This is a genomic window from Flavobacterium sp. CF136, from assembly GCF_000282055.1.
In the GTDB taxonomy this organism is placed as follows: domain Bacteria; phylum Bacteroidota; class Bacteroidia; order Flavobacteriales; family Flavobacteriaceae; genus Flavobacterium.
The window spans coordinates 71,554-94,634 of the sequence record NZ_AKJZ01000018.1 but is presented as its reverse complement, the minus strand read 5'-3'; the positions used below and the strand labels follow the sequence as shown (position 1 = coordinate 94,634).

17 protein-coding genes are annotated in these 23,081 nt (G+C 34.6%); 1 reads left to right on the top strand and 16 read right to left on the bottom strand.

What is annotated here, in order from left to right:
- Nucleotides 1-27: 27 nt before the first annotated feature.
- Nucleotides 28-333 carry a hypothetical protein gene (locus PMI10_RS08110; protein ID WP_007806530.1) on the top strand — a complete coding sequence of 102 codons (306 nt, stop codon included), beginning with the start codon at nt 28-30 and terminating at the stop codon, nt 331-333.
- 185 nt (nt 334-518) lie between these two features.
- Here the strand turns inward: PMI10_RS08110 and PMI10_RS21625 are convergent, their stop codons facing one another.
- The 16 genes from PMI10_RS21625 to PMI10_RS08020 all read right to left on the bottom strand — a co-directional run bounded on the left by PMI10_RS21625 (nt 519) and on the right by PMI10_RS08020 (nt 23,073).
- A complete protein-coding gene (locus PMI10_RS21625) occupies nt 519-1,352 on the bottom strand; it encodes a T9SS type A sorting domain-containing protein (RefSeq protein WP_007806528.1) in 834 nt (277 codons plus the stop codon).
- Nucleotides 1,353-1,437: 85 nt separating this feature from the next.
- Nucleotides 1,438-2,691 carry a Ca2+-dependent phosphoinositide-specific phospholipase C gene (locus tag PMI10_RS08100; RefSeq protein WP_007806527.1) on the bottom strand — a complete coding sequence of 418 codons (1,254 nt, stop codon included), beginning with the start codon at nt 2,689-2,691 and terminating at the stop codon, nt 1,438-1,440.
- Nucleotides 2,692-2,794: 103 nt separating this feature from the next.
- Nucleotides 2,795-3,445 (bottom strand): response regulator transcription factor, encoded by a 651-nt coding sequence (locus PMI10_RS08095; protein ID WP_007806526.1) that lies wholly within the window; start codon nt 3,443-3,445, stop codon nt 2,795-2,797.
- Entirely contained in the window at nt 3,438-5,069 is a 1,632-nt protein-coding gene (locus PMI10_RS08090) for a sensor histidine kinase (RefSeq protein WP_035631565.1), read from the bottom strand. The genes PMI10_RS08095 and PMI10_RS08090 overlap by 8 nt, the downstream gene beginning before the upstream one ends.
- Nucleotides 5,070-5,317: 248 nt before the next feature.
- A complete protein-coding gene (locus PMI10_RS08085; RefSeq protein ID WP_007806524.1) occupies nt 5,318-6,670 on the bottom strand; it encodes a DUF3526 domain-containing protein in 1,353 nt (450 codons plus the stop codon).
- Between the two features lies 1 nt (nt 6,671).
- Nucleotides 6,672-8,120, bottom strand: coding sequence for an ABC transporter permease (locus PMI10_RS08080; RefSeq protein ID WP_007806523.1), 1,449 nt, complete (start codon nt 8,118-8,120; stop codon nt 6,672-6,674).
- 8 nt (nt 8,121-8,128) lie between these two features.
- Nucleotides 8,129-10,582 (bottom strand): TonB-dependent siderophore receptor, encoded by a 2,454-nt coding sequence (locus PMI10_RS08075; RefSeq protein WP_007806521.1) that lies wholly within the window; start codon nt 10,580-10,582, stop codon nt 8,129-8,131.
- 30 nt (nt 10,583-10,612) lie between these two features.
- Nucleotides 10,613-11,308, bottom strand: coding sequence for an ABC transporter ATP-binding protein (locus PMI10_RS08070; RefSeq protein ID WP_007806519.1), 696 nt, complete (start codon nt 11,306-11,308; stop codon nt 10,613-10,615).
- A gap of 902 nt (nt 11,309-12,210) precedes the next feature.
- A complete protein-coding gene (locus PMI10_RS08060; protein ID WP_007806516.1) occupies nt 12,211-13,515 on the bottom strand; it encodes an ATP-binding protein in 1,305 nt (434 codons plus the stop codon).
- 1 nt (nt 13,516) lies between these two features.
- Complete coding sequence (locus PMI10_RS08055) at nt 13,517-14,338, bottom strand: peptidoglycan-binding protein (protein ID WP_007806513.1); 822 nt, start codon at nt 14,336-14,338, stop codon at nt 13,517-13,519.
- Nucleotides 14,339-14,380: 42 nt separating this feature from the next.
- Nucleotides 14,381-15,085: a hypothetical protein gene (locus PMI10_RS08050; RefSeq protein WP_007806509.1), complete on the bottom strand. Its 705-nt coding sequence runs from the start codon at nt 15,083-15,085 to the stop codon at nt 14,381-14,383.
- A complete protein-coding gene (locus PMI10_RS21620; RefSeq protein WP_007806508.1) occupies nt 15,078-19,169 on the bottom strand; it encodes an eCIS core domain-containing protein in 4,092 nt (1,363 codons plus the stop codon). The genes PMI10_RS08050 and PMI10_RS21620 overlap by 8 nt, the downstream gene beginning before the upstream one ends.
- A gap of 41 nt (nt 19,170-19,210) precedes the next feature.
- Nucleotides 19,211-20,749, bottom strand: coding sequence for an eCIS core domain-containing protein (locus PMI10_RS08035; protein WP_007806506.1), 1,539 nt, complete (start codon nt 20,747-20,749; stop codon nt 19,211-19,213).
- 40 nt (nt 20,750-20,789) lie between these two features.
- Nucleotides 20,790-21,650, bottom strand: a complete 861-nt coding sequence (locus PMI10_RS08030; protein WP_007806504.1) for a DUF6734 family protein — start codon at nt 21,648-21,650, stop codon at nt 20,790-20,792.
- A 20-nt stretch (nt 21,651-21,670) separates the two neighbouring features.
- On the bottom strand, nt 21,671-22,498 hold the full coding sequence (locus tag PMI10_RS08025) for a DUF6734 family protein (RefSeq protein ID WP_007806502.1): 828 nt from the start codon (nt 22,496-22,498) through the stop codon (nt 21,671-21,673).
- A complete protein-coding gene (locus tag PMI10_RS08020) occupies nt 22,495-23,073 on the bottom strand; it encodes a hypothetical protein (RefSeq protein WP_007806501.1) in 579 nt (192 codons plus the stop codon). The genes PMI10_RS08025 and PMI10_RS08020 overlap by 4 nt, the downstream gene beginning before the upstream one ends.
- Between the last annotated feature and the right edge of the window lie 8 nt (nt 23,074-23,081).

Genomic DNA, 23,081 nt, shown 5'->3' with positions numbered 1-23,081 from the left:
TAATTTTTAACCCTTAATAATAAAATTATGCTAGTACAATACCAAGGTAAACAGCATGGAAAGGCTACTAAATTTACAATTAGAATAATTGGTAATAATCTTTCGAAAAGCAGTTCAAATTATCAAATAAATTTATTGGAAGGAGACAATCAATTACCATTATTTACATCCGAAATTCATCAGAGTTTGTCAAATTGCCTGAAAGAAATTTATCTGTTCAGAAAACATAATGGAATTAGTTTTGAACCTTCTTCAGAAAAGATAGCGTCATTATTGGTACCATACGATAAGGTTTTATATGATTATAATAAATATGCTTTGTTTAGAGCTTAATTGATATAATGAAACTAAAAAAGACTGTTTACAAAGCAGTCTTTTTTTTTGAGGTGGATGATGATTATATGATTTGTTTCACTTTTTTGAAATTTATGTAGCCAAAAACATCCGTTGCGTAAAGCCACCCGACTTTTGAACATAAATAACCTTGATAAATTATAGATAGAAGCTTATCATGCTAACTAATTCTTTACAATACGTTGTGTTGCTGTTCCCTCTTGGCTTGAGATTTTAAATAGATAAATTCCTGATTGCAAATCATCGATATTAATTGAGCTTGTATTGTCTATTTTTTGACTTTTTAATTCATGGCCATTGATATCAAAAATTTGAAGCAGGGCATTAGTAAGTGTATTTGCTTCAACGAATACTCTGCTTTGTGCCGGGTTTGGGTAAAATTTGAAAGTATTTTTAAATTCCTCATCATTTATACCTAAAACTACTCCTGAATCTTTGACCCAAGTAAAAGCATCTAACCCGGCATAGGTATAATTACCTCCAAGAGTGATTAAAAGTTCATCTATTACGATATTACTATAATTTTGCCCATTTAGGTTAGTCATGTCAATAAAAGTATAGCCATTTGTAGATCCTAAAGATGTTGCAAAACCGGTTGATTTAGTTTGAGTAAATTTAGTTACTCCGCTAAGTTTACCAGTTACCGTAAGAGTTCCGGTTACATTTTGATTCAGGGCGCTATTTGAAAGAAATATCCAAAAACGATTTACTTTAAATAAATTGGAAGTAGTTTTTATACTAAACGAAGCATTTGCTCCAGAACTATTGGAATTATCTATATATCTGTTGTCAATTGATGTTCCATTCCAGCCGGTTCCGGGATAATTTGCCTGAATGTCAAAAACTGAAGAGTGAGAAATGATATTAAAAACTACCCCATTATCAGTTAAATTCGGACTACTGTGAGATTCGGTTTCAAAAGTCTCTGTTGATGTTTGGGAGTATGATGGATAAATTGTTAATATTGTGAACAAAACAAAAAGTAAAGTTTTTTTCATGGGTAAAATGTTTAAAAATTAATATTTGATTTTTTGAAAATACCGTAAACCGTCAGCAAAAAATGCACTGTTTTTTAAATGACCATTATCTTGGTGTCAATTCGTAAATTTCGTTGATGCCATTTTTCTCTGATAATTGGGATGCTCTCTTAGTCATGTATTTTAGATTCCCTAAATTTTGAATATAATACTGATTTATCTTTCCATCAACTTTGGTTAATTTCCATTTTTGGTCAATACTTTTAATCTCACTCTCCATAGTAGCAATATGATCAGAAAAATATTTATTATTCTCTTTGTTTTTTATTGCGAAAATATTAGTACCATCATATTGGCTTTCGAAGTAAAAATCGCAATGTGATTTTTTATAATCTTTACTCATTTTTTTAGCATGATCAGTTCTGTACTCATTATTGGCAATATTTTTCATTGACTTAAGTTCTGAAGGAGGTAATGGTGGCAGATTTATCAATTTTTTGAGATATGGATGCCCTTCATTGCTGACATATGCCCATTTATGATTTCTGATTTTATTTGTAGCAATTGCACTAAATGTAGAAGTCAAGGCTTTTTCCCAAAGGTCTGCATCATTTACTTCATATACCCGGGTGATTAAATGGTTCTTACTATATTTTTTTATCGTCTCGTTCCATTTATCTTTCTTCTTTGTACCAAAATTGAAAAATACCCGATTACCCGTTGTTGGCGGAGTTTCATATTCTGAACCATCATCACTAAAGCAGAGCCTTGTAGTCAATAAATCAGATGAATCCGCATACATCTTTTTCCAATCCGAATTTCCCGTCAGACAGAAAATGACTTTTCCTAACATTTGATCAATTTGGGGCCAATCCTTCTGAACCACAAATGAACATAAGTCGTTATAAGTATCACCCTCTCCTTTTAGTTTAGATGAATACAGCATTCCTGGCGTATAGATTATTGATTTGTCAAAATATTTCGTCAAATACTGATCTATCCTGTCACCAAAACTCAAATAACCACCTTCTGTACTTTTTATGTCTATGTATACTACAATAGGCAAATGATTTGGATTGCTATTGTGCCAGCCAAATATATAACCTAACCATTCATCAAGATGGGAAGCAGCAGATGCCCCTGGCGTATGGGACACTTTAAAATATCCGCTGGTTATTTCTCCATTTTTATAGTCTTTAGATTGCCTGATTATGTCAAGTTCGATTGCCATACAACCACTTTGGTAAGGTGCGGTTGGATCAAACTCCAATTGATTAGAAATGGTCTCGCTGCGTTGATAAGAGTTGTGAGACGCTTTAAAAGAGATATCTCCAAATGTAGGGGAAGCAGAATTCTTCATTTGTCTTGGTTTTTAGTTTTATTTGCAGGTTTAAAACTACAGCTTTCCAATCCAATCGTTTAAAAAATGTTCTGAAACCCCATTTTTTTGTTCTGAAACCGTATCAGAAATTTTTTGATATTTTGAAAATCTTATCTCCGATGTATAATTTGTCGTTTACAATTTTTGAAATATGGTACGGGTTTACAGCAACACTGCGGTTAATTCTTCTGAAATGTTTAGAAGGAAAAACTTCTTCAAGATAGGTCATCGTTGTTCTCAGAATCTGATTTTTACCGGATTTCAAATGTATTTCAATGTAGACATGATCAGCTTCAGCAAAGAGAAAATTTTTCGACTGAAAATAATGAATCTGTTTTCCCAGTTCAATTTTAAAAATCATGTCCTGATTGGCCAAAGCGAGGTTTATTGCAGTAATCAGGTTAACACTTTCTACTGGTTTAGAAAGATAGGCAGAAGGTTTCAGATTGGTTACCTTTTCCAAAGTACCCGGATCTGTCAATGCGGTAGTAAAAATAAAAGGAATAGAAATATTTGTATTGATAAAGCTTGCTAAATCAAGACCCGTTTTATCTCCGGAAAGAGAAATGTCGATCAGAACAAGATCAAACAGTTTGTGAGACAAGAGCATTCTGGCTTCTTCATAATCGTGAGCAATTTCAGATACGAAAAATGGATCCAGCATTTTTTTTATGGAGAACGCAATTAGAACTTCGTCTTCTACAATTAATATTCTGTTTTTATGTTCAGTCATTTGGAAATACTATTTTGTAGTTTGCCTTTTCTCTTGTATGATTTCCTTTTAATTGTTTAACCATTCCTTCAATAATCAAAAGACCCAGAGAGTCATTATTCTTCTCAAAACTGAAAACCGTTCCGTTATCAGAATAATTTACTTCAACTTCATTTTTAGTTGTTTTCCTAAGTTCAAGATGCAAAACAAGCTGCTCATTTCCTGATTTGGCATGCTTTATAGAATTTGTAATCAATTCATTTACAAGTAATCCAAGTGATAATGCTTTATCTACATTAAAATAAGTTACTTCAATATCATTTGCATACCTGAACGCTCTTATGGTGCTGTTTTGATGGGTTTCAAAGATTTTATTTATATAATTCTGAGCCTCAACTAAAGCATTATCATTATGATTCACACTATAGGAATAAAGCTCGTGCGCAATGGTTATTGTTTTAATACGCTGATAGAGATCGTCAAATCTGTTTTTGTAATCTTTATTTTTTTCCTGATCTTTTTGAAAATCAATCAAAGTTAAAATTACGGCCAGATTATTTTTAACACGATGATTCAATTCCTGAACAAGAAATTGTTTCTCTTCCAGATTGGCTTTTAGGGCAATATTGTTTTCAGAAATTTTTTGTTTTTGGATTTCAATTTTTCTTTTATTTTTCTTAACCTGCCAGATAAAAAAAGCTAAAATAAGAATCGAAACAGAAAGTGTTACGTTCAATATTCTGGTACTTTCAATATCTCTTTTAAGCAATTGTTTTTCAGCTTTTTCTTTCTCAAAATTATATTCTGTCTCAAGCTCTTTAACTTTAAGATCCCGTTGTTCGCCATTGTATTTTCTGTATAATTCTGAAGCAATTTTATAATAATACAATGCGGAATCCACTTTGTTTTGTTTTTCCAAAATATTGCTTTTCATCTGAAAAACATCGGCTTTATAATTCAAAACATTTGATTTCGATGAAATAGCAATAGCAGAATCTGCATAAACATTAGCCATATTATAATCATTTCTGGAAAAATAAAAATAGCTCAAATTGTCGTACATCGAAACAATTGCTTCATAATGATTCAGTTTCTTGTACAGATAGAGTGCGCGATGGTAATGCAGTAATTCTCTCTCCGGATTTATTTTTCTGTTTCCAAGCCCTAAGATAAGTTCTACAACAGGCATATTAACTTTATCGTTTACAGACTCCGCATATTTTTTCGCCAGAAGTGCCAGCTCATATGCTTTTTTTGAAAAACCATTCACTCTGTAATAGGAAGATTTTCGGATAAGAAAATTGGTGTAATTTTTAAATTTGAATTCGGGGTGTTTAAAAAGTATTGCTTCGGCTTTCTCTAATTCTAGTAAACAGGATTTATCATTATCATTAATTTCAAAAATAAGGGCCCTTTCTACATGGATTTTCAGTTTTTGCTCCTCTGTAATTTGAGAATTGATAATAAGATTTTGAGAAAGTTTAAAAGCTTCATCATAAAGACCAAACTCAGTTAGAATTTTCATTTTCATGACATCCAAATCGTTTTTTTCCGCATCATCATAACCCTCTCTGTTTTTGTTGATGATAGCTAAGGCCTTTTTGAAATCAGAATATGCTATTTTATGCTCAAGATCCTGCTTCAATGATTGAAAAGAATTTTGACCGAAACAAAAAAACTGTATAAAAATCAGAAAAAAACTAAAATAAATTCTCACGGTTTAACAAGATAGGATCCATATTTAATTTATAAGTATATTGTTGGCCTTGAAATTCAAATATAGGGGTTTCATAGAATCTCTAAACTAAAAATGTTATGAATCATTCATTCTTTGTTCTGAATTTAGTAATTGGAGCCTTTTTTATAATGGTTTTATGCACTTTACTGAAGAAATTAAATAATTTGTTGGTTTTTACTAAAATTTATCCAGCCAAAAATAATGAGCAATAAATTGAAAATCAATAATGGTAAAAATACTTTCGAAAGATTTGTATCTGACGAATCTTCAAAAGTTTTAACTTTGAATTGATCCCATTTTACCTGATTTACCGCGGTATTATTAAAGATTTTTGGATAAAAATACAATCGTAGCTTTTCATGTAATTGTTTGGTTTCTTTTAAAAACAAAAGCTGGTTTCCTAAATCAGATTTTGCAATTTCATTTAATTGCATCTGAGTATGCAAAGTTGGAATGAATAACGCGATCAACTGACTGGTTTTATTACACTGTTCCAGTTTTGTTTCCAATTCTCCTGATTGTTCTGCAGAATCATCGTCGCCCGCTTGTTGCATGGCATAATACCAAAGCCAGTTGAATTCTGCCTCCGGTAATGCATAACTTTTAAATTGTGGATAATGTTTATAGAATTTATCCATCGTAATCTTTTTGTCCATATCCCATTTTTCGTGATAGGCATTTCTTTGTTTCAGTGTTAATTCCAAAGCTTCGGGAACCGGGTACTTATTGACAATATAAGTATTGATTATTGCCGGTAAAATGATAATCATAAACAACCAGATCGTTAATAAAATAACAGCATTGAAATTAGAACTCTTTTGCAGCGAAACGATATAGAAACAAACCGCAAACCAAAAAAGAATATACAAAATACAAAGTATATAAAAAGATAAGAAGGACTTATCCAGCGGAATATTCAAAAATAAAGCCGCCATAAAAAGTACAATTGTAAGAAGTATGATCAAACTCAGAATCCTGATATAAAATAATTTCAGAATATATAAAAAAATGTTTTGGCTTTGAGTTGCCACAATTTTCCAGGTTCCGCTTTCCTTTTCTTCTGAAATAATATTATAACTAAAAGCAATAATTAAAAGCGGATAAAGATAAATCAACACAAAACTAAAATCTAAATTCCCTGATAAAAGATTATTCGGATTATTGAGTTCAGCATCATATTTCTGCGCTTCTAAACCACGAATGGTAACGCTCTGAATTGACGGATTTACATCGCGCTGACCAATTGCCAAACTGTTGATCGGAAAGGTTTTATTGACTAAAGAAAATTTGATATAATAGAGCAGGAGCCCAATTTCATCTTTATGGAAAGCTGCATTTCGGGCAATATGCTCTTTCTGATAAAGTGCGGCTTCGGTTATATTCTTGTGTTGGTTTCTTTGAAATTGCTGTCCGATCAAAAGACTGATGAATCCAATAAGCAAAAGGAAAATCAAGCCGGCTTTTGTTCCCTTCGACCGGATGAAGTTTTTAAATAATAATGCTAACATATTAAATGGCTTTAAGGTTTTTAGCTGCAATTCGGATCAAAATAAACAACAGGATAATCCAGAGAATAATTGAAATAACAGAGATGATTTCGTTTTTTAAAACATCCCGGACGCCTTTTGGTTCATAATGAAATTCTTTTATATCTGCCCAATGTTCCTTGTTAATCGTGAGTGGTTTGTCTGTTGGCGCGGGCTTTTTATTACTGATGTATTTGATCTGCAAACCGTTCATTTTTTGAGCCATATTATAACGATAAGCTTCTGCTTGTTTTTGAAAATCGATATAAGAATCATAATCGGTATTTGATAATCCCATCGATAAATTTTTAATAGCGATATAGGGATTGAAAAATGATACTGTTTTAGAAAAACTGTTTTGTTTCTCGTAAATTTTCAAAAGCTCTTCTAAATGTTTATTGTAAATTTCAGAGCTGATTTTTTCGCCTTCGGTCATGATAAAACCCGAATAATTGAAAGGAAGTTTCTCAACAGAATCAACTTTGAAAACCGTCAGTAAAGAATCTTTAATCGCTTTATAATGCAGATCATTCGGATTATGACTGTCTCCCTGTTTGAGAATATCTTTTTCGATATCGCTGTTGAATTGAATTTTCGATGGAGCTTCATACAAATACGCACCAATTGCCTGCGTAATTCTTGGAAGAATGATCACAAATACAAGCCAAATTCCGATAAGGGAAATCAAAGCTTTTTTTGAAGTTTTGCCTGAACCGGAAACCAAAACGGCGATAACGAAAAAAAATATTAAATAAATAAAATGAAATGCTATAAATAAAAGCATTTTCAGGGTTTCATCAACTGAAATGCTAAAATCCTGAAGCATCAGCCAGACCAAAACCAAGACTAGTATCGTCGGAATAAAAAGAAGCATGATTACAGAAGCTACGCCCAATATTTTGCCAACCAAAAGTTGTTTGCTGCTGATTCCCTGACTCAAAAGCAGTTTTAATGTTCCGTTTTCTCTTTCGGCTGCGACCGCATTAAATCCTAAGAAGAAGATCAATAAAGGCAATAAAATCTGCAAAACCATCGCAACGCTGATTTCTCCAAAACGCAGTATGCTGTTTGAGAATCCTGCTTCAGAGAAATTGGCGGTATTTTGTTTGTGTGCTTCCAGAAATATTGCGTTTCCAAAAAATGGTTCCATTCCAAATTCAAAAGCACTTAGCGAAGTGCTTTTCCTAAAAGCAAAGTTTCCGTAATGTGCCATCCTATGCGGATTTTTGTCCGGATTATTCAGCCAGTCTTTTCTCGATTCGTGTTGGTATTTTTCGCTTGTTTCATTTTGACGGGTATAATTTTTCCAACCCGAAAAAACAGCATACAACAATAAAACACTAATAAAAATGGAGATTATAAATACAGCCGAATTTTTGAAAACGGATTTTTTAAAATGTCTGGCTATTAAAATTTCTACGCGTAATGACATGATACAGATTAAAATTTATAGGTTACGGTAAGGTTGAAATTTCTTGGCGCTCCTGGAAATAATCTCAAATAATTCTGAGCGCCCAGCCAATAGGTTTTGTTCAATAAATTTCCCGCATTCAGGGCAATTTGCATATTACTTTTGTTAGGTTTGTAATATAAAGCAGCGTCAAAAACAGTGAAATCAGGAAGTGTAAAATCCCGTGTAAACCAAGGCACTTTGCTGCTTTGATATTGCATTCCGAAACCAATTCCGAAATCTTCCAGAACCGAATCAGAAGCAAAATTGTAACGTGTCCATAAATTGGCGCTGTTTTTTGGCGTGTTCTGTTTTCTGGCACCAATTAAAGAAGCATTGCTGTCATTGGTTATTTTAGCATCAATATAACTGTAAGAAGCATTTATTTGCCAGTCATGCGTAATATAACCGGCCAAATCACATTCGAAACCACGGCTTCTTTCACCGCCTCTGGTTACTAATAAATCCGGATTTACAGAATCGTTTGCATTCATCAAAATATTGCGTTGATTGATTTCGTAAACAGCAGCATTAAAACTCATTGTATTGTCAAAGAAAGCAGCTTTCAATCCAAATTCTTTCAAATCACTCTTCAGGGGATCAAACTGGCTTCCCGCAGGTAAACTTCCGGTTTGCGGCATTAATGTAACAGTATTCGATTGTGGCTGATACCCTTCGAGATAAGTTGAGTAAACATTAATAGCATTATTAATCGCATAAGTCACACCAACCCGAGGCAGTAAAGCCGATTTTTTTACCGTCAATTCATTGTTGGTTTTGTAATTGGTAATATCTTCAAACCATTCGTTTCTTAAACCTAATAGAAAAGTAAATTTCTCCCACTGTATCTGATCCTGAATATATATTGCATTTGTAGTTGTCAGGGCCGAAGGCAACGCCGTTCGGACATTCAGTATATAATCTTCCGGACGTCTCATCGCATAAGATGGATTGTTTAAATCAAAAAAGTTTACATTAGGTTTTGGTAAAACAACTCCATTAACAGTTGTGGTTTGATATTTATCAGCATTTGCCAAAACAAAAGAACTGGCTACAGTTCCGTCTTTTAATAAATAACCTCTTGCCGCATTTTGTGCCCCGCCTTTGTTTTTATTCCAACTGCTTAAATCATATCCGGTCAATAATTTATGATTGAGTTTTCCGGTCTTAAAATCAAAATTAAAATAGGTACTTAGATTGTCAATGTCCCAATATTGCTGACGCTGCACAAATTGCATCATTGCCAAACTTGCTACCGGCTGATTGTTTATATCAACGGCAAAACTATTTGTGGTTCTATGCTCCTGAAGATCTTCTGTCCAGGTTTGCTTCATATAAGCAGCATTGAAACCAATTTTAGAAGTGAATTTATGAGCAAAGTTTGTCGTTAATATCATTTCTTTTGATTTGAAAAAATCACCTGAGGCACCTAAATTTAAACTGATTGGAGTTTTGTTTAAATTGGTAGCGCCTGCAACAGCACCGAAAATTGGCTGACCCCGATCCAGAATTCCGGTCATGTTACTCAATATTAATTCGGTATTGATAGCTGTTTTTTCATTTGGGACATAACTGAAAGAAGGGGAGATTAAAAAGGATTTGTTATTGACTAAATCACGGAACGATTTTGCTTCCTGATAGGCTCCGTTTACACGATATAAAAGTGTTTTTGACTCGTTTAAAGGTCCGGTAAAATCTAAAGTTCCGCGTAAAGTACTAAAACTTCCAACAGACATACTCACTTCTTTCCTGTCAACAGCCAAAGGTTTTTTGGTAACCAAATTGATACTTCCTCCGGGATCTACAGAAGAAAAAGTGGCACTCGAAGGTCCTTTAATTACTTCTACACGTTCAATATTACTTGTCAGAGGCTGAAGGAAATAATATTGACGGGTTCTCATTCCGTTTATAATCTGACCTTCTTCATTCTGACTAATTCCACGGATCGTATATTGATTGTAATAACTCGCCGGAATAACGCCGCTGGCCATTTTTACTGCGTCGGCAAGATAAAAAGCACCTTTGTCGGCAATTAACTCTTTGGTTACAGTCGAAATAGATTGCGGGATATCTTTATTGAGTGCCGCAATTTTGGTTGCTGCAAAAGAATAATCGCTGTTGTATTTTTTTGTGGAACGACCCACAATTTCAACGGTTTGCAATTCATTCAGGTTGTTTTCCATCTCGATAGTAAGAAACTCTGCAGATGAATTAATTTGTCGTGTTTTGTAACCTGTAATGGTTATCTGAAGCATTCCGTTGCCTTCCAGACTAAAATTTCCCTCTTGATTTGTGGTTGTTTCTTTGCCCGAATTAAGTAGTCTTATGTTTGCTCCGCCGATACCTTCTTTCGTATTAGTATCTATGATTCTTCCGCTAATTGTTTGGGAATTTGCATAATGCAGGCCGATTATTAAAAATAATAAGGAAAATAATTGTTTCATTTTTTGTTGATGGAAATCTCTGTTTCCTTTTTATACAGTTTGTAAATACAAGTTTTCTAATTCGTTAGCCGAAATTTTATCCGCTTTAATAATGGTAACCAGGTTTCCCCGTTTCATGATTCCGATATGTGTGGCGACTTCCCTGGCCCTGAAAATATCATGTGTTGCCATTAATATTGCCGTTCCGTCTGCCGAAAGCTCTTTTAAGATTTGAGAGAACTCATTTGAAGCCTTAGGATCCAGGCCGCTTGTTGGTTCGTCTAACAATAAGACTTTAGCTTTTTTGGCAATCGCAATCGCAATTCCCACTTTTTGACGCATTCCTTTTGAGTAACCACCAAGATCCTGATCGTGTGCCGTAATTTGTAAACCTGCTTTGATTAGAAAATAGGTTAATTCTCCTGTCGAATATTTGAATCCTGCCAGGGATGAAAAGAATTTCAGGTTTTCAATACCCGTAAGATTTGGGTATAACATTACGGTTTCGGGAATATAGGCCACATGTTTCTTGGTTTCCTGTGCCTTTTCTGTAACCGAAATGTCGTTTATTTTTAAAGTACCGTTGGTTGGTTGAATAAAACCTAAAAACAGATTGATTGTAGTCGTTTTTCCCGCACCGTTCTGACCCAAAAGGGCGAAAATTTCTCCTTTATTAATGGTTAGGTTCAGTTTGTTCAAAGCGGTATGATTGCCGTATTTTTTGGTCAGATTTTCAGCTATAAGCATAATTTATTGATTTTATTTTAAAAATATAAATAGAAAATCCTTGCCATTACTTTGCGTAATAAGCCAGATTTATGTTCTTTATTTTGAGTATAAAAGGGATTAGTTTACTACAGGTTTTGTAGAGAAATGATTATTTCAAATTTTGAAAATAGACATGTTTTTTTGAACTTTCAAACAACTAAAATTCAACTAAAAAATAATAAATGATTGTCTCTCACCTAAATAATTGGCAAAAGATAATTTCAATATTTGAAGAATAAATGCAGTAAACTAAACGGATAATGGGGGAGCTCTGAGAGCAAAAAGACTGCCTTTAAAGAAGGTTGAAACAGCTTTTGTGTAAAAGAATACACGTGAATTTTCAACGCTGACTTTATGAAAAGATAAAGTCTGAAAAGAATTTGGAACAAACGAACTAAATGCAAAATGACAAACAGAACAGTTGTTTTCTACAGAATGGCTGTGCGTTATTTGTTTTTGGTTGGTTACATATTTATGATCGCAATGTTTTTCGGTTATTTGCTTATAAATATGCTCGTAAGAATGTATCGTCTGAAACAGCATTGCGAACAATACGGTAAAAGACATTAAAAGATTAATTATTAAAAATTTCTTTTTCATTCCTGACTTAGAAGCTGTTGTGTGAAAAAAGATTGATTTTTATAATTCAATCTAACGCAACGTTGTTGCAAATATATAAATCTTATTTGCAATTGGGATAAAGTTGTGTTTTATTTTTAATCAGCGGAACCATCTTTAAGTGGGAATATATTTAGAAGAAAAAAATCTGGATATGCAAACAAAATAAAGTTTAACCACAAATAATGACTTTTTAAACTTCAAATGGAAATTTGCCACAATACCCATTATTGACTTGATAATCAAAAGTTATGAACCTTCGGTTACATCATTTTTCCTTCTTTTGCATATTCTTTTTTAATTCCCTGAAGGAGGTGATGGAGGTTAATACTTTCGTTTTCGTCTTCTAATGTTCTCAAACAGGCATATTGAATAATGTTTACAATATTGGCGCCGGTAATGTCGTATTTTTTTGAAAGCTCGTTAAGATTTACATCTTCAGCAATTCTGATTCCTTTGGGCAGGTTATTTTCCCAAAGCTGTAAACGTTCACCATAGGAAGGTACCTCAAACTCAATTATAGATTGAAATCTTCGGGTGAAAGCCGTATCAATATTTGCTTTAAAATTGGAAGCCAGAATCACCAATCCGGGATGATTTTCGATGCGCTGCAGTAAATACGAAACTTCCTGATTGGCATATTTATCATGTGCATCCCTAACATTGGTCCTTTTTCCGAAAACGGCATCTGCTTCATCAAAAAAGAGAATCCAGTCTTTATCAGCCGCTTTGTCAAAAAGAGAAGAAAGATTTTTTTCGGTTTCGCCAATATATTTTGAAATCACCATAGACAAATCGATTCGGTACACGTCTCTTTTGGTGTATTTTCCCAGAAGGGAAGCCGTAAGCGTTTTCCCGGTTCCCGGTGCACCGTAAAACATGACTCTGAAACCCGGTTTTATCTTGGCTTTCATGTTCCATTCGTGAAGCAGGATATCGTTAAATTTCAGCCAGGTTTCTATCTCTTTAATATGATTTAAAGTAGTCGAATTGAGCACCAAATCATCCCAGTCTAATTGGGTTTCGATTAATTGCGCAGGGAAAATGCTGCTAAGCTGCGGTTTTAGGATTTTTCCGGTAATGAATTTTTCGATGTATTCGTCTTCTAAAATCAATAAACCGCTCAGTTTGGGTTCGCCATTTGGAACAGATTCTACTTTGATAATTCCTTTTTGATAAAGAAAGGACTGATTGTGTAAATAATTATAGAATGAGATTCGGTTCTCCAGATCATTTCCGGCAATTAAAAACTGAGCTGTTTCACCTGTTGGTAAAATTCCGCGATGGTTCTTCGTTTTAATGCCGCCAAACTCTGGCAATTCGCCGCCATTGGGTAAATATTCGGCAATAACCGAGCTTAAGAAATCGGGTTTCATATGAGGAATGAGAGCCAATCCCAACAGGAGAATATCGATTTCCGTCAGATTATTTTCGATAATGAATTCGTTGATAAACCCATTAGAATCGAGCTGGTTTAAAACGGGTTTATCCATTGGGTTTTCGACTTGAAAAAGAGTGTCAAGCTGAAATACGAATTGGTTTTTTAGGTAAGTGAATACATTTTCCATTTTATGCTACTAAAGATTCGATTGAGAAAAAATCTATTTTTGATTGTTTATAGTTTCTGATTCTGTTCATGACGGCGTTTCCGTTATGAGAACCGTCAGAATTAGTGTTGCCTTCAAAAGTCTCAATTATATCGCCTTGAACTTTAGCTACAATTCCGGTATGAAACCAGTCGTTTGTAGTTTTTTGGATCAAAAATATATCTCCGGGTTTTATTAGCGCCGGATTAGTTCTTGCCGTTTGATAACGGGTCAATATTTTTTTCTGAATACCGATTGTACCAACAGTATCACAGCTGTAGGTTAACGGCATCAGGGTTTTGAAGTTTTTCCCCTGAATAGAAGCTGCCTGGTCAATAATTGCCTCAACAAATCCCATACACCAAAACCAGTCTGTTCCTTCGTGACCATCCATATAACTTCGCACCCATGGACCAGAATTACTTTGATTGTTGATTACAAGTTCAAAAGGATGATTTTTAAGATGATTTTGGGCGGTATTCAGAATTAATTCTCTCAAACTATTGCCTGATATAGAACCTTCAAAAGATTTTTTGAGTGGTGATACCAGTATATCGAATACCTTTTGATCTACAATGCCTGTTTGGGATAAGTTGTTTACTTTTTGAAAATTAAGTACTGCTTTTTCTGTTGCCGGGCCAAAATCACCATCGATACCTGTTGCGGTTCCCGAGTTTGGATTTTGCATAGCAAATAAATTAAGCCAGGATTGAATTTTTTCAATATCCTTTTTGTTATTATTTACTCCTTTTCTTTGTTGGGGTGCTTTAATAAGTAACTCTTTTTGGTAGAATGTTTTTTGCATGATCAAAGGTTTTAAATTTAAAAACTAATTAGATTTTATTGCTTAATGTTTTTCATTTGTATTTATGTCAAATGCATCTAAATCTGTTTTAATGTGTTTGAAAATGAAAGGAATAAATCGTTTCATAAGTTCATATTCCGAAGCTTTTTTTCCAAAGAGGTAAATAAGTTGCCAATTTTTTAAGCATTTTGCCTGATACGCTAAATTCAAATATTCTTCGAGTTTAATTTTCATATCATAGACTTGATTAGCATCTGTGTGTATCAGCCAAATAGTATCAGGAACATGATTGTCGATTTTCTTAAAGCAGGCAGTAACCGAACTCTGAATATCAAAAGCAAAAAAATCATCCTTTATGTTGAGTTTATCAAGGGTATATTTAAATGCCTGTTGGTCGTTATATTCCTTGTCAAAAACAGCATCAGATGCCGTTATATTGATATAACCGCTCAGCAGTTCTTTTACAAAAGACCATGAATAATCTTTCGTGAGATAGTTTTCAATTATAAATTCATTTTTTTGGAAAGGTTCTGTATTTTCAGGCGTATCCGTCAATTCCCAAGCCAATTCCAGTCGGGAAGTTTGGTTGTAGAATTCAATAATCGAATCATCAACATTTAGTGTCGTATCTAATTTCTTAGGTGGTAAAGCCACCGTTACGGGTGTTTTTATGCGAATTCCATGAGTGTAGGCATTGCCAATTTCCTCAATTAAAGTCCATAAAAATAAGTCTTTATAATTAGTCATATTGTAAAATATTAGAAGTTACCAGATTATTAAATTTTGTAAATGCGCTCATAAAGGCAGTTTGGTCAGTATATGCTGCCGATACCGCATTTCTAACTTCAATGATATTTTGATAGCCGCCAGAAGGACGTACTCTTACAAGCCTGTCAAAAAATCCCGAAAGTCCCGTTCCATCACTTCCTCCTTCGCTAATGGCTTTTTCATTTAAAGAATTTGAAGATGAACCGTTTATTGTGATTTGTGTAACTGCTGAAGGAGGTGTTTGTGTAAATCGTTTAGATTTTGTTGCAGCACCTTTCTCTCTGGTCTCAGGATTATAAGGACCAAAGCTCATAACAACAATATCCGGGATATTTTCAAAAGCTCCGGTATTTCCATAAGAAACATCAACATTGTAATATATTATCTCGTTGTTGTCCCACACTGCTTCTTTTGCAAAATGTTCAACTTGATTTTCCATATCTCTTAAATTCATATCCCTTGTACCCGGAAATAAATTTTGAGCAGTTCCTGGTCCGTGTAGCCTGTGATTTAAAAGGTGAGCTCTAACCCATTGACCACTGCTTCTTAATGTTACTGGAATGGTTGACCATCCACTCGGGTCATTAGTAGGAGTGGATCCTCTTGTGTTGCCCGGAATTTTTGTCAAAGGAGCTGCTCTCAGCATATAGGAACGGCCTTTAGTGTCAGTTTCAAATTCAACATTAGAAACAGGTAATTCTATTCGATGCTCCAATACTCCAATTATTGCCAAATCGGCAGCGATATTAGTTAAATTAGTTCGAATGCTTTCATAAGCAAGGCGAACAGGTTCGTTACCATGTCCAACACTATAAGCATTGTCAACAGCTCTTTTGTAGCTGCCAATATTGGTTCCTAAAACATTTTTTTCACGGAATAGATTTTCAATTGCTGTTGATTTAGCACCATATTGTGAATCTGTATCTCTCTGGTCATGTATTTCCTGACGTTTGTTGTTTAAAAGCTGGTTTAAAGTTTGCTTATCACTGTAAACATTAATTTCAACACGTTCAACTGTACCTTCAATTTTAAGATTGTGGCCTCCATCTACATTTACAGCATGCTGCAATCCTATAATGGTAGGGACGTCTGCATTTGGGTCAGTTCCTCCGGTTTCTGTTACAGGTGCAGCTTTAACGGTTATTGGCGTACTGTGATTGTTAATGTTTGGCATTTCAGCATTAATATTCCAGTTTTGACCACTTCGGGCAGCAGTAAGTCGGGTAAAATGATTGTGTGTTTTTATGATGTGTAATCGAGCGTTTACTTGTTCTTCATTCAAAGGATGTTGTTCTGATTCTGTTGCCAAAGCTCGCAGTGCTTCAAGTCCTGTTCCCCATTGACGCAATACTTCCGGAGTGGGTGGATTTGGCGGAGGAGTAGCACCAGGAGGTGTTCCTGTTTCTCCTGCATTAGGATTTCCTGTAGAATCAGTTACCTGCGGAGTTTCACTGCCAGCACCTCCTGTTGTACCTTCTTGAAATTCTGCAGGATGTTCTGCATTTGGTGCCTGGGCAGGAGGTACATGATCATTCATTAAATCGGTCATGAATTTATCTGAATTGAAATCAACCGGAGCAAATTCTACTTCAGGTAATTGATCAGAGCCTAAAACATAATCTACATCTGCACCAATACCGAATTCACCCGGCAATGGATATTCTAATTCGCCCAAAGGCCAGGTCCATTTGTCATCTGGTGCAGGCGACCACCATGGACTGTCTAATTCAACAAATAAATCTCCGCCTAATGCTAAGAAAGGCTGAGCCGCCATCTCAGCATGTCCGTGGATGTAAAATTCACCTTGTCTTCCAGCTTCCGGAGAAGCCGTTTCTCTATAACCAATTGTAGGTGTGGCATCGACATATCCTCTAATTCCGGCGAGCGCATTCACACCAACACCTACTTTTACATCATGTCCTAACAATTCGACTCCTAATCCTCCTTCGGCACGCAATCGCAATCCTGCAAACATTGACATATTAAAAGAGGCAGAAAGGCTAAAATCATTAAATACAGCCGGATCGGTAGAATATGTTCCTACAGCCCGAATATTATAAATTTTGGCAGGGCCAATTTTTGCCAGTGCTTCTAAGCCAATATTCGCAAATAAGAAAACATTACCAACCAAAGGTACGCCATACATGGTGCGGACTTCTACCGTAAAAATTTCTCTTATGTAATCACGCTGGGCAAACAATTCAACTTCAGCAGGCGGTGTGATTTCTCCATGAATGGTAACGTGACCTTCATTATCGATAATCACCATAGCTTTTCCTGTCATCCATTCGGTGAAACTAAAATCGACTTCACCCCAGCCTGCCATAGCTCTTGGCCCCGGAGTTGGGCCGGTGTTTGCCTCCGGAATGCCATTTGTTTCTCTGGCACTTTCGTCGATTTGAGATGGATCAAGCTGACTTAAAGCTGCATTTCTGGCTGTAGCAGCATCAGTAACCAATAATGTAACCTGGCCGCTTATTTTTTCGGTTTGATACCCAACAGTTCCTCGAATGTCTAATGTACCATTCAGGAAGGCTGCATGAAGACTACCGTTAAAATTGGCCATATTAACAGCTATATCAATTTCTCCTGTTATATTTCCTTCGGCATTACGCTCAATTGTTATCTGGGTCGGACTCATGTTTGGAACTTCAATAGTTCCGCTGGCTCTAAATGTGATATTTTCGCCTTGGATTCCAAAGTCAAGTGAACCATTTACAAAACCACCCAATTGAACAGGAATACCATTTGCTGTTAATGTCAGGTTTCCTCCATCAATATTGTTTTGAATATTAGGCACGCTTGATACATCAATTCCAACCCAGCCAAAGGCCTGACTATTGTCTTTAATTGCATTGATCAGACCAGCAGGATTGCCAACTAAACGGTCTCCGGCTTTTACTGTAATGTAGCCGGTTATATTACTGTTCTCTATTTGAACAGCCAAAACCGGAGTGATATTTATACTCGTAAGCGGGCTTAAATAGCTAATACCTAATGCTATACTTTGCCTGCTGTCTTTTGTACTGTATGTATCGTCTGTGTTTTTCTTAATTTTGATTGTGCCAGATGCCCATTGCCCAAATGTTACATCAACATCCGCCCCTCTGTTTCCTGCCGCTTCAATTTGTGCCGAAATGGCTTCAGTTGGAGTAAATGTTGGTGTTTGTAAAGAAATGCTTTCGTTTCTGCCCGGTGCTGCCGCTGTCGCAGGGGGTGTTGCTGTTTTCTGAATCATTTTTGGCTGGATTGCACTAGCTCCTTGTTGAACGGTATGTGTCAGCTCATGTGCCAAAAGATGTTTTCCATCTGTTGAGTTCGGATTGTATTTGCCTTCGTTAAAATAAATATCGCTGCCGTTTGCAAATGCCTGTGACCCCAATTCTTTGTTCATTTGAACTGCATTAGAATCATTATGAATCTTTACATTATTAAAGTCGGCTCCAAAACCAGATTCCATTTCTTTTTTTACAGGACCCGGCAAAGAAGATCCACCGCCTTTGCTGCGATTTAAATTGTTTTCAAGGTTGGAATTGTCAGTAGGATTTGCATCAGCTGCAGCACTAGTCTGAAGTTCTTTATCATTTTCTTTACTTTGAATTTCCTCTTCTCCTTCTTTGGTTTGAACTTCATCCTCGGTTTTCTTTTGCTGAATTAGTGGTTTTGTAACCGGAGCTTTTTCAACAGTTTTCTTATTCTCAGAAACAGGAATTTCGGTTTTGTTTTGAATGGCTTCTTCTTTTTCCGTTTTTAACTGAACAGGAGTAATAGATTCTGATAGCGGTTTTTCCTGTATAGTACTTTCTTTTTCTTCTTTCTTTTGTGGTTCATTAGTTTTTTTCTGAATTAAAGGCGAAGGATTAAAAAAAGATTCTGATAAATTTTTATTTTGTTTTTGAGATACAATTTGATCAGCTACATTATCAGCTTCGACTTCATATTTATCATTCGATTTGCCAATGTTGAGTTTTGCCTGCACACCAAAAAAATCCTCACCCTTTCTTGAACTAAAAGCGGATGGAGTAGAAGGACTTGGTTTTGATTTTTGACCGAATGCTGGCATCTGATGAATGGTACTAATTTGTTATTTTGAAAAATTTAAACTCAAAATCGGGTAATGCTTCCCGAAACTTTAAATACTGAACTTGATAATCCAACTCCTCCTTTGCAGCTGTCTGGCATGGAGAATATTAAATTATGATGTCCTATTTTTTCTAATTTGAAAGTAAAGGTCCTTTCTGCTGTATGGTCGGGCTTCATTTCAATAGTTCTTTTAGTTCCGTCTTTACCATCAATACTGATGAAAAAAGCGGTACAATCTTTTGTTATTCCTTCTGCGTTTATGACAACTCTTACGCTGGCACATTCTGTTGTAGTATTAAAACCTACTTTTGTTTGATTCGTAAATTCTTCAGAATAAGGAACTTTGTTTAATTTGCTTGGTTTGCATGGTTTTGGGGTTTCTTTACCTTTGTTTTTGGATGCATAAATATCATCCAGATGCCCCATTGTCTGGACTCCGACTACACCGTCATAACTTAAATTATTGTCACTTTGAAAGTTTAAAACAGCTTGCTTTGTCTCACTTCCAAAATCAGCATCGGCTCCAAACTTAGGAAGCTGATAGCCTAAATCCATTAGACCGGATTGAAGTTTTTGTACAGATGCGCCTTTTGAGCCAACACCAATATAATCTAAATCGTCATGGGCTTGTTCCAGTCTGTATTCTTTTTGAAATCTAGGTGCTTCAAGATCTTCAGATTGGGTGTTTTCAATAGATGATTTTTGAATTTTTCCCGTTTTTTGTGTTCCTCCTGTTTGCTGAACAGTATGGGTTAATTCATGTGCCAGCAAATGTTTTCCTTCGTTAGATTCAGGATTGTATTTTCCCTGGTTAAAGTAAACATCATTTCCATTGGTAAATGCCTGTGCGCCCAATTCCTGACTCATTTGAATAGCATTGGCATCGGTGTGGATTTTTACATTGCTGAAATCAGAACCAAAACCAGATTCCATTTCTCTTTTAGTTTTTTTATCTAAGCCCGTTCCGTAGCCTTTTGAGCTGTCTAGTTTTCCTTCTAACTCATTATCTTGAATTTCAGTTTCAGAATTTAGCCCTTTCTTTTGAACTGCTTTTTCTTCTTCTTTATCTTTTTTCTGAACCGTATCTTCTTTTTCGCAATCTGCACACTTCTTTTGAACAGGTTTCTCTTCTTCCTTTTCTTCCTTTTTCTGTACTTTCTTGTCTTCTTCTTTGTCAGATTTCTTTTGTACCTTTTTGTCTTCTTCTTTTTCTCCTTTTTTCTGTACTTTTTTGTCTTCTTCCTTGTCGGATTTCTTTTGTACTTTTTTGTCTTCTTCTTTTTCCGTACCTTTTTTTTGCAGAGGTTTTTCCTGTGTCAGGTCTTGTTTTTGAACCGCTGAAATGGTTTCTGAAATGGGTTTTTGCTGAACAGCCTCTTCACTTCTTGATTGCAAGAATCCTCCCGTTTTATTTTTGTTCACCACTTTGTCAGCAACATTATCTGCTTCTGTTTCATATTTGTCTCCGACAGTTCCTGTGGTTAGTTTTTTTTGGATTTTTGGTCCAAAAAAAGGAGTAGAGGAAGGATTAGCTATTTTTTTTTGTTCAAATTCTCTCATGATTTATTATTTTACCATTTTGAATTAATAATTTGTTTAATTAAACAAACTGTGCATTATTCGCCACAACACCTTCTTTCTCTAATGCGTTTTTTATTTGCATATACCAATACGGAAATATTTTAGAGAGCCGAAGTTCAATCTCATCAACAACATATTTTTCATATTTTTTCATTCCAAAAAAATGAGAATACCCAATAGTATCTGCATATTTTCCTTGCTCTGTTATATTTTCTCCTTGCAATAGTATTGTAGGCTTATTTTTTTTATAATTTAACAGAGAGGCAAGAGTATATTGTTCTATTAAAATGCAGGTTTCATAACCTTCTTGTTTCAATGCAGAAAAATTTTGCTGGTTTTCCATGTATATTTTCTCCAAATCATAATAGCTTTTTATAAATTCATCACGAAGCCTGAGATCGTTAAAACCAAATATGCCGCAATTATAGGAATAGCCTAAATTGGTATTCCAATAAGGTAAGTTATTGGTGTAATTAATAAATAATTCTACCTGCTTCTTGTAATGGACTTCATAAGTATCTTCTTTGCGTTCTACTATTACATCATCAAAACTAAAATCTATTTTTTTCTTAATAAATATGTCAGTGTCTACGTGAACAAATGGTTTTGTCTGCAGTTCCATAGCATTAATTTTAGATTTCATCCAAAGTTCTATTCTGTTGTCATTGTTCACTTTGGTAACAGCACAAGGAAGCATATACAGGAACTTAAAGCCTATTTCGTCTACATAAAGTTCAATTTCATCATACCACATATGGCTGTATAATATACTTAGAGCAGTCATGTAGATGGTTTCCTTTAGTTTGTCTCCCATATTCCATCTATCATTCATTATAGGAAGTACATCAAGGCTATAAATGATCTTGTGTGTTTGTTTCATATACAGCTATTTATAGTTTTTTAAGCGATACCTTCTTTCTGTAATGCATTTTTTACTTCTTTATACCAATACGGAAACAGTTTAAAAAGCCTGTTTTCTATTTCCTGAACAATGTCAATCCTGTATTTTTTTTGACCTACAATGTGTGAGTAACCAATTTTATCTGCCAGCTGGAAATTTTCGAACAGGTTTTTTTTCCACAGCAATAATGTTGGTTTAATATTATGATGGTGTAATAATGACGCAAGATTATATTGTTCTAAAACAATGCAGGGTTCTATTTTTGCTATTTTTGGATTATGATTTTTTATAAAAATTTCTTCCAAATCATAAAAAACTTTTAAAAACTGATCTCGAAGTTCCAAGTCTCTAAAACCTAATACACCACAGTTAAATGCATATCCTAAATCTGGTTTCCAATAGTCTAAATTTTGAGTATATTGATTAAAAAAATCTAAACGGTATTGGTACATGCCGTATAATTCGTAATCGTTTTGTTCAACAATTACCTTATCAAAATCAAAATTTATTTTTTTCTTTATAAAGACATCATTGTCAAGATGCACAAAAGGTTTGGTTTGTTTTTCCATAACATCAATTTTCGATTTCATCCAAATAACAGTGTCTTTATTACTATTAATTTTAGTAACTCTGCAGGGAAGCATATAAAGAAACTTATACGCAGTGTCATCAGCATAAAGTTCAATATCCTGATACCATAAATGGCTGTATAGTATACTTAATGCAGTCGAATAAATCGTTTCTTTAAATTTATTCCCTTGATTCCATCGATTATTACTAACAGGAAATGCATCTAAGCTGTAAATTATTCTAGGCTCTTCCTTCATAAAATATTTTTTTTAATAGTATGAATTAAGTTTTTCTCTTCCAGAAAAGTTACATTGTTGTACAAAGAAGCTTTTCGGCTGTGTTTATATAATCGTCTCCATTCGTAATTTATTCCTGTTATTTTAGAGGTTTTTAGATGTATCTCATTGTTATGAAATTTTTTCATTTCATTAAATGAGGAATGCCATACCATTTTGCCCAAAAGAGGTGATTGCGTAAGGGTTAATTTCGAAAAATCATTTGGGAAATTATCTACATTTATTTCCTTGTCATAAATTTTGAATTTATAAACCAATGTTTCTCCGTTTTTGGTTCTGTAAAATTTAGAGGTGTATCTCTTTATGTCAACTTTATGCTTAATTGGGTTTAAATCTTCTTCGTTTTCATACATTATATCCAAATCATTTACGCGCATTTGATAGTACTGACGAAGGTTCAAATAATCTGCGACTCCTCCGCAAAAGGCGATTTTCGACAAATCAAGATTATCGAATACAAATCCTAACGCTTTTTGCTGTTCAATAAAAATATTTTTTTTATCGTATTCTAAAAAAGAGGCATTTTCAATATTCATACTTTTAA